This is a genomic window from Fulvivirga aurantia (assembly GCF_009711475.1).
Taxonomy (GTDB): domain Bacteria; phylum Bacteroidota; class Bacteroidia; order Cytophagales; family Cyclobacteriaceae; genus Fulvivirga; species Fulvivirga aurantia.
On the sequence record NZ_SMMD01000802.1, the window covers coordinates 1 to 8796 of the forward strand.

Genomic DNA, 8796 nt, shown 5'->3' on the forward strand with positions numbered 1-8796 from the left:
GATCTATATATATATCAAGACTATCGTTGTCATCTTCACTCAGGTGAGCTACATGCTGCATGATCTCATCTTCAGAGAGCTTGGCAATTTTAGAGATCTTAAAACCGTGGTGATTTAAAATGGCAATGTTGAGGAGCTTTTTAAGCTCTACATCTGAGTAAGTTCTTATGTTGGTGTCTGTTCTGTCGGGAGATATTATACCATACCTTTTTTCCCATATCCTTAAGGTGTGTGCCTTAATACCAGACAGCTTTTCTAGTTCTTTAATCGAATACTTACCCATAGCCTAATTTGCTTTCATTGCAAAACAGCTGCATAAATAAAATGTTTAATCATTTCATTCAAATATTCGACAAAATAAATTGGTAAAACACACTTTACTCGGCTTAGGAGGTGTTTTTGAAAATATATTATCTAAAATATTGTGATTTATAGATAGTATGAAATTAAATTTTGAAATAACGATTAAATGCCATATAAATTATGTCTTCTGAAAAAAAATACTTAAATAGCGTAGTCAAATTTTCAACCTAAACCATTGATTCTTCTTAGTAGTGATACTCGGAAGTATCGCGTTTCTTACCAAATGCCTAACTTCAGATTAGGTGTATTTTAACCAGATTCCATATTGGTTTGGGTTGATGATGGCTTAATTATTTTCAACCTATAAACCGTTAATCTATGTTAAAACGTTTACTAGTTTTTGGAGCGGCAGTGTGCTGTTCTTATTTCGCAACCGCTCAGCAGCGTGAGTGTGCTTCGCACGAGGTACACGAAAGAATGCTAAAAAACAATCCGGAATATGCGCAACGTCAGGCAGACATCGAGGCACTCACAGCTCGATTTGTACAAAATCCTGAAAGCAGACAAGAAGGTGGGCAAATTATAATTCCATGTATTGTACATGTGGTGTACGCCAACTCAAATGAGAATATTTCTGATGCTCAGGTCCAATCTCAGATTGATAGATTAAACAAAGATTTTAGTGCTACAAATAGCGATTACAACAATACACCTTCTATTTTTACCAGCGTAAGATCTGGTGATACCGATATAAGGTTTGAGTTGATCGAAACTAAGCGCTACTCAAATAGCAGATCTACATGGGGTACTAATGATGCTGTAAAGTATGAGTACCCTCCAATAGAGCCTGCAAGAATCCTTAACATGTGGGTTGCTGATATCGGTGGTGGTATCTTAGGTTACGCTCAGTTTCCTGGTGGTAACCCAAGCACTGATGGGGTAGTAATGTCTCCTCAGTATTTTGGTGACGCTTCTGTATCTGGTGGAGGTTCTTTTTTCCTTTCTGCTCCTTTTAACAGAGGTAGAACAGCGACTCACGAAGTTGGTCACTGGTTAAACCTTCGTCATATCTGGGGTGATGGTAACTGCTCTCAAGATGACTTCGTAAGCGATACTCCAGTAGCAGGTAACCCTAACTATGGTTGTCCTTCAGCAGGTACAAACAGCTGTGCTGGTGGTCAGAGTGATATGTTTATGAACTACATGGACTATGTAGACGATGCTTGTATGTTTATGTTTTCTGCTGGTCAGGATTCAAGAATGCAGGCTACGTTCTCAAGTGGCGGTGGTCGTGAAGGCTTCCTGCTAGACCCTGTTTATACGCCTGGTGGCGGTGGTGGTGGGGGAGGCCTCTCTTGTTCTGCTACAGAAACTCCTGGCTACAGCGAAGGTTTCGAAAGCAGCTTTGGTGCATGGTCTAATGCCAGCGGAGATGACTTCAACTGGACTCGTAGAAGTGGTGGTACACCTTCAAGAAACACTGGACCTTCTAGTGCATATGCAGGTAGCTTTTACATGTATGTAGAGGCTTCTAGTCCTAATTACTCTAACAAAACAGGTATTATAGAAAGCCCTTGCTTCGACCTTGCTGGTCAGAGCAGCGCAACTTTCTCTTTCAGATACCACATGTATGGCGCGTCAAATATGGGTAGCCTACAATTACAAGCTACTACTGATGGTAGCACGTGGGGAACTATCTGGTCTAAAAGTGGAAACCAGGGTAATAGCTGGGCAGCAGCAAATGTTGACCTTGGCAATTACTTAGGAGATGACGTAAAATTAAGATTTGTAGGAACTACTGGTAACACCTGGCAAGGAGATATGGCGGTAGACGCTATCAGCCTTAGCGGCTCTGGTGGCGGTGGCGGTGGTGGTACTACCACTGTAAACCTTTCTATCACTTTAGACAATTACCCTGAGGAGACAAGCTGGCAGATAAGAAGTGGATCAACAGTAATTGCTTCTGGCGGAACTTACGGTCAACAGCCTGATGGCTCTACTGTAACTCAGAATATCGAATTGAATGATGGATGCTACGACTTCGTCATTAGCGATACTTACGGTGATGGTATCTGCTGTTCTTACGGAAACGGTTCTTACTCACTTACAGCTGGCGGATCTACGCTTGCTTCAGGTGGATCGTTTGGATCTAGTGAAACTACTAATTTCTGCGTAGGAGCCGGAGCAAGATCTGCTAACTCTACAGTAACAAGAGAAGGACAGGCACCTGCAGGTTTCTCAATATTCCCTAACCCTGCAAACAACAAAGTGACTATCTACTCTGGTAAAATGAAAGCACCTAACTACATGATCATAAACACTGCCGGTAGAATCTACCAGCAAGGTGTGATCACCGGAAACCAATCTGAAGTAAATGTTTCTGGTCTTGAGTCAGGTTTCTACATTGTAAAAGTTACAGATGGCGAAAATACTGTTGTACATAAGCTTGTAAAACAATAACATAAACCAACGACCTGTAAACCTGAAGGGGCTGATTTTTTCAGCCCCTTTTTTATTGGATTTAACTCATACCGGCCAACTTCAGAATCTCTTCAAAAAAGGCTTATATATTTGGGTTGATTAGATTAGGAGAACTGTGTAGTTACGTTGATTTGTTATTAAAAATAACGACTACCGTATGATGATTTGAAAATGAAAGTACTGCTGGTTGAAGACAATATTGATTTAGCACAAAATATAAAAGGTTATCTCGACAAGGAAGGCTATGTGGTGGAGTCTGTCGGAACTTATGAGACCGCAATAAAAAAGCTGGCCGGTTTTGACTATGACGTTGTACTTCTCGATATAATGTTGCCAGATGGTAACGGACTAGAAATATTGCAATACCTCAAACGGCATACACCCGATACAGGGGTGCTCATTTCATCAGCAAAAAATGCATTAGACGACCGTATACAGGGGCTTGAGCTTGGTGCGGATGATTACCTTTCAAAACCCTTTCATTTATCAGAACTCAATGCCCGTATAAAAGCCATCTATAGAAGAAGGCAATTGAGCGGTGCCAATGAGATGACGCTAAATGAAATTTCTATAAACACTGATACACTTGATGTACGGGTAAACGACAACTTGCTGGACCTCACCAGAAAGGAATATGAGCTGCTTTTATTTTTTATTGTAAATAAGAACAGAGTACTTACCAAGCAATCAATAGCGGAGCATTTGTGGGGAGACTATATGGATTCTATGGATTCTTTTGACTTTGTATACCAGCATATAAAAAACCTTAGAAAGAAAATCACTGCAGCCGGTGGGCGTGATTACATCCAAACGATGTACGGGTCCGGCTATAAATTTAATACGAATACATGAAGCTGATTTTAAAAATCACGATTCTCTATCTTTTCATTTCACTTCTGGTTTTTGCCTTAGGGGGTATTATCACCTTTGAGGTAATAAAAAGGGAAGTGGATTTGGAGCAACAGCGCTTTTTAAAAGAAAGGCTCAACTCTGCCATCAGAATGATTGAGCGTAGAAATCTCGATAAACCATTTAAAAGAGATAAAATCAGCATTTTGCCACTCGCTGTGTTAGAAGAAGAAACGGAAATTATTTATAGCGACACCATCGTGATGCATAGCACACTGCAGCGTATGGAGCCACATGTAAAGCTCGATGTAATCAAAAATGTGAAAGGCAGGTCGTATAAAATATCGATGTTTGACCTGATTGTGGAAGAAGATGATATCGCTGAAGGGGTGCAAGAGTCTTTAATAAAAATGTACATCTTGCTAACCGTTGTGGTGCTGATTTTAAGTGGTGTAGCCTCATTCTTTTTACTCAAGCCTTTTAATCATACACTGCAAATCATCAAAAACTTCAGGCTTAGTAATAATGAAGATGTTAAGTTTTCAAAATCATCGACTTCAGAGTTTAATAAGCTGAATATATTTTTGGGAGAGATGACTCTGAAAATGAGAAGAGACTATTTGGCAATGAAAGAATTTACAGAAAATGCTTCTCATGAGATGCAAACACCTCTGACTATCGCTAGTGGTAAACTCGAGATGCTCCTAAATGCTGATAATCTGACTGATGAACAAATGTCTATGATTGTTTCTGCCCAGGACTCAATCAGAAGATTATCAAAAATGAATAAGTCACTTTCATTACTTACAAAGATTGAAAATAAAGAATTTGAAAGTAAAGATGAGGTAAACCTGAGCGCTAAACTTGAACAACAGATTTTTGATTTTGAAGAACTGATAAACTTAAAATCGATCAAACTGCATAAGGATATTACGGGCAATGTTAAGCTCAAAATAGACGATGTGCTTTGTAATATACTATTGACCAACCTGTTGCAAAATGCTGTGAGACATAATTTTGAGGAGGGTGAGATATATGTAAACCTCACCACCGATGAGTTAAGCATAACAAATACCGGCAACCCATTGCTCACCGATCCTGATGTTTTGTTTGACAGGTTTAAAAAAGGTAATCAAAGTGCTGAGTCTATAGGTTTAGGGCTGGCTATAGTAAAGAAAATTTGTGACGCCAATGGTTTTGAAGTAGATTACATTTATGCCAATGGTAAGCACAAACTCACTGTTTCTTTTCAACATAAGCCACAATAACAGCTTAAGAAAATCGAGGTTTCATCAACCTCAAGGCATAAAATAAAAAACTTCAGATTTCCTTCAATATTGATTCAAGTTTTGCTCAAACACTGCCTTTAGTTTAGCAGTTAGTTAAACATGAAGGCCATGAGAATCAGAATTTTACTGTTATTAATATTTATATCATCACAACTCGCTGCGCAACAGAATCAGAGACGAGGAACTGGAGAAAATCCGTTTAAGGTCATTGGAGTAGTGCTCGATGAGCAAACGGGTCAACCTTTAGAGTATGCTACCATCAGTTTGCTTAAAGCTGCCGATAGCACATTGGTAGATGGTGCCATTACAAATGCACAAGGTCAATTCGAAATTAAAGGAAAACCCGGGCCACATATTTTGAGACTTCAGTTTATAAGTTATGAGACGAAGTTTATTGATAACATAGTTTTTAATAGAGAAAACCGAGTAGTTGATGCTGGTACACTTACACTATCGAGCGATACAGAAACTTTAGATGAAGTGGTTGTTTCGGCTAATAAAAGCCAAATGCAACTGGAGCTCGATAAGCGAGTTTTTAACGTAGGAGAAGATTTAGCCAATATTGGAGCAAACGCTTCTGAAATCATGGATAACCTACCCTCTGTAAGTGTAGATGTGGAAGGTAATATAAGTTTGAGAGGAAGTAGCAATGTGCGTATTCTCGTAAATGGAAAACCTTCAGGTTTGGTGGGCATTAGCAATGCCGATGGTTTACGACAGCTACAAGGCGACCTTATCGAGCGAATTGAGGTGGTAACTAACCCCTCGGCCAGATATGATGCAGAAGGTAGTGCCGGAATTATAAATATCATCCTGAAGAAGGAAAGAGAAAAAGGTTTTAATGGAGCTTTTACTGCCAATGCAGGTTATCCTGATAACTATGGTTTTTCAGGCAACGTCAATTACAGAGCCGGAAGCTTCAATTTATTTGGTAGCTATGGTATAAACTACAGAGAAAACCCTGGTGGCGGATTTACAAATCGTACTTCGTTTGGCAATGATACCACGCTCTATACCTTCATAGATAATGATCGCTTAAGAAGTGGCACCTCTCACAACTTCAGAATTGGGACTGATTTTTATATTAATGAAAATAACATCATTACTGCGTCAGGTCTGACCAGAATATCTGACGAAGAAAATATTACCGAGATCACCTATTTTGATAGGAACGAAAATAGGCAACTATTCAGTAACACATTTAGAAAGGATGTGGAGCTAGAAGATGATGATAACTATGAATTTCAGATGAGTTATCGAAGAATTATGAAAGGTGAGGGGCATGAGTTAACTGCCGAATTTCAATTTAGAGATAATGACGAAGTAGAAAGTTCTGCCATTGATTCGGCCAATTTGCTCACCGATTCAGATCAAATCAGATATCAGAGATCGATCAACGAACAAGGAGATAGAAATATACTGATGCAGGTAGATTACGTTTACCCGATTTCTAAAAGCAAAAAATTTGAAGCCGGGTATCGTGGTACGCTCAGAGAGATATCTAGCGACTACCTGGTAGAACAAATCGATGATCAAGGCGATTGGATGCCTTTGGGTAACTTTTCTAACAAGTTTGTCTATAATGAAGATGTGCATGCAGCTTATGCCATATTCGAAAATAAGATGAATAAATGGGGCTACCAATTAGGCTTAAGGGCTGAGCAAACTTATATCACAACTTTTCAGCGAGAGACAGACGCAACCAACGAAAAGAATTACTTAAACTTCTTTCCCAGTGCTTTTCTCTCCTATAAATTAGATGCTTCACGCACCCTTCAGGCAAGTTATAGCCGCAGGATTTCCCGACCTCGATTTTGGTACCTTAATCCATTCTTTTCTTTTAGCGACCCGAGAAATATAAGAACTGGTAATACAGATCTCGACCCTGAGTACACTGACTCTTATGAAGTTGGCTTGTTAAATAATCTCAATAAATCTTCAATTTATGTCGGTGCCTATTACAGATATACAACAGGAGTTATCGACAGAATAAAAACTTCGGAAGACGGTATAAACACAATCTCTTTCCCCAGAAATATAGGAACAGAAAACGCATACCGGTTTTGAGGCCAATTTCAATTTAGATGCAACCGATTGGTTTAACATAAACGGTAATGTGAATTTATATAGAGCAATTACCGAGGGTTCTTATGTGTCTGGCGATTCTTTGTCAGTGTCATTAGATCGTGATGCCTACACAGCTCGTTTTAGGTTAAATAACCGCTTTAAACTAGGTAAAGTAGACTTACAGGTTAGTGGTAACTACCGTGCACCTGAAAACGGGACACAGGGAACACGTAAAAGTTTGTACACCATAGACTTAGGAGCCAATATGGATGTGATAAATGGTAACGGAACGTTGAACTTGTCGGTAAGAGATTTGTTTAATAGTAGAAAATACCGAGGCGAAACGGTTACTGAAAATTTTATCGAAGAATCTGAGTTTCAGTGGAGATCAAGACAAGTAAGACTTTCATTTACTTACAGAATCAATCAAAAGAAGCAAAGGTCGAGAGAGCGAGGTGGTGATGATGGTGACGATATGGAATTTTAACCCCGTTTCATAGGTTGTTTTTTGGGTTAATCAGAAGGGCCGCTGGGGAGCGGCCTTTTGCTTTTTAAAGACATTTGACTGCTTATTTCATAGGATTTTTAAACTTTAAACATTAATTTACTCTATTCAAAGCTCCAAAATATAGCTTTTCTCTAAGTAACTCTCCCTCTCCAAAAAGGACGTAATTAATTAAAAATTAAATACTTATGAGAAAATCAATCATTGCTTGTCTGCTTTTTGGCTCAGTTTTATTTGTAGGTTGTAGTACAGCGTTGGAAGACGAGATTAAGCCCGACTTAAACACTTCCATCGAGAATAGTGAAGAGATAAACTATGCTCAGAACTTTCACCTCTTGCCCGATGAGGTTTTAGTAAATTTTCCGGGACTCTATCCGGAGGGCATTGCTTTCGATCCCTGGAAAGGTAAATTTTATATTTCTTCCGTGAGAAAAGGGGTAATTAGTAGTGTAGATTTTGATGGGAATATAGAAACGCTAACAGGTGAAGGTGATTTGATTTCTACTGCAGGAGTTAAATTTCAACCTTTCCAGAAAAGGATAATCGCCTGTAACGGAGATGTCGGTGTGAGTGAATTCAGTTCACCATCCACAATAGGCACGCTGGCAGAAGTAGGTGTGCTTAAAGCACATAAAAATTATCAACTCGATTTTTTTGATTTATCTGGTTTATCTGGCGGACCTCAATTCATCAATGACCTCACTTACGATTGGTTTGGCAATATATACATCACCGATAGTTTCTCACCGGTAATCTATAAGGTTGATCGAAGAGGTAACGAAGGTATTCTGACAGAGAACGAAGCATTTCTTGGCAACCCGGGTGGTTTTGGGCTCAATGGTATTGCCTGGAATATTGGAGGTTTTTTAATCGTTTCTAACTATGATCAAGGCAAGCTCCTTAAGGTTTCTCTACGCAATCCTTCTGACGTGCAGGAAATAGCGATTGATGCTGATATAGCATCACCAGACGGATTACTTTTCCTCGATCGTAATACTTTACTTATGGTAGGCAATGCGCTCTCACCGGCTGTAACTGGCCCAACAGGTGTATACAAGCTTAAAACCAGAGATAACTGGAAGTCGGCCCAGGTTGTAGATTTTATGCCGGTGCCCGATAACTTCCCAACCACATTGACTCGTGTATACAATCAAGTGTATGTCTTATATGGCGAGATTGATAAGTTGCTCACTGGCGCACCAGAAGTACAGTCATATACGATAAAGAAGGTCAAATTCTAATAAAAACTTTATGAGAAATGGTTTAAAGCAGATGAACATCATCTGCTTTAAGCCATTTTTT

At 39.3% G+C, this 8796-nt stretch carries 7 protein-coding genes; 6 read left to right on the forward strand and 1 reads right to left on the reverse strand.

The genetic code is table 11. From position 1 onward, the window contains the following. The coding region (locus E1176_RS10750) for a MerR family transcriptional regulator (RefSeq protein WP_155210614.1) at nucleotides 1-283 on the reverse strand (283 nt) is incomplete at its 3' end. A 398-nt stretch (nucleotides 284-681) separates the two neighbouring features. On the opposite strand from E1176_RS10750, the gene E1176_RS10755 reads away from it, so the two are divergent. The 6 genes from E1176_RS10755 to E1176_RS10780 all read left to right on the forward strand — a co-directional run bounded on the left by E1176_RS10755 (nucleotide 682) and on the right by E1176_RS10780 (nucleotide 8735). Beyond that, complete coding sequence (locus tag E1176_RS10755; RefSeq protein ID WP_155210615.1) at nucleotides 682-2763, forward strand: T9SS type A sorting domain-containing protein; 2082 nt, start codon at nucleotides 682-684, stop codon at nucleotides 2761-2763. A gap of 192 nt (nucleotides 2764-2955) precedes the next feature. Then, nucleotides 2956-3636 (forward strand): response regulator transcription factor, encoded by a 681-nt coding sequence (locus tag E1176_RS10760; protein WP_155210616.1) that lies wholly within the window; start codon nucleotides 2956-2958, stop codon nucleotides 3634-3636. After that, nucleotides 3633-4901, forward strand: coding sequence for a sensor histidine kinase (locus tag E1176_RS10765; protein WP_155210617.1), 1269 nt, complete (start codon nucleotides 3633-3635; stop codon nucleotides 4899-4901). Before E1176_RS10760 ends, E1176_RS10765 begins: the two co-directional genes overlap by 4 nt. A gap of 129 nt (nucleotides 4902-5030) precedes the next feature. Continuing rightward, complete coding sequence (locus tag E1176_RS10770) at nucleotides 5031-6989, forward strand: TonB-dependent receptor domain-containing protein (RefSeq protein WP_185152749.1); 1959 nt, start codon at nucleotides 5031-5033, stop codon at nucleotides 6987-6989. A gap of 37 nt (nucleotides 6990-7026) precedes the next feature. Then, nucleotides 7027-7476: an outer membrane beta-barrel protein gene (locus E1176_RS21260; RefSeq protein WP_343030527.1), complete on the forward strand. Its 450-nt coding sequence runs from the start codon at nucleotides 7027-7029 to the stop codon at nucleotides 7474-7476. A 206-nt stretch (nucleotides 7477-7682) separates the two neighbouring features. Further along, entirely contained in the window at nucleotides 7683-8735 is a 1053-nt protein-coding gene (locus E1176_RS10780; RefSeq protein WP_155210620.1) for a hypothetical protein, read from the forward strand. Nucleotides 8736-8796: the final 61 nt, after the last annotated feature.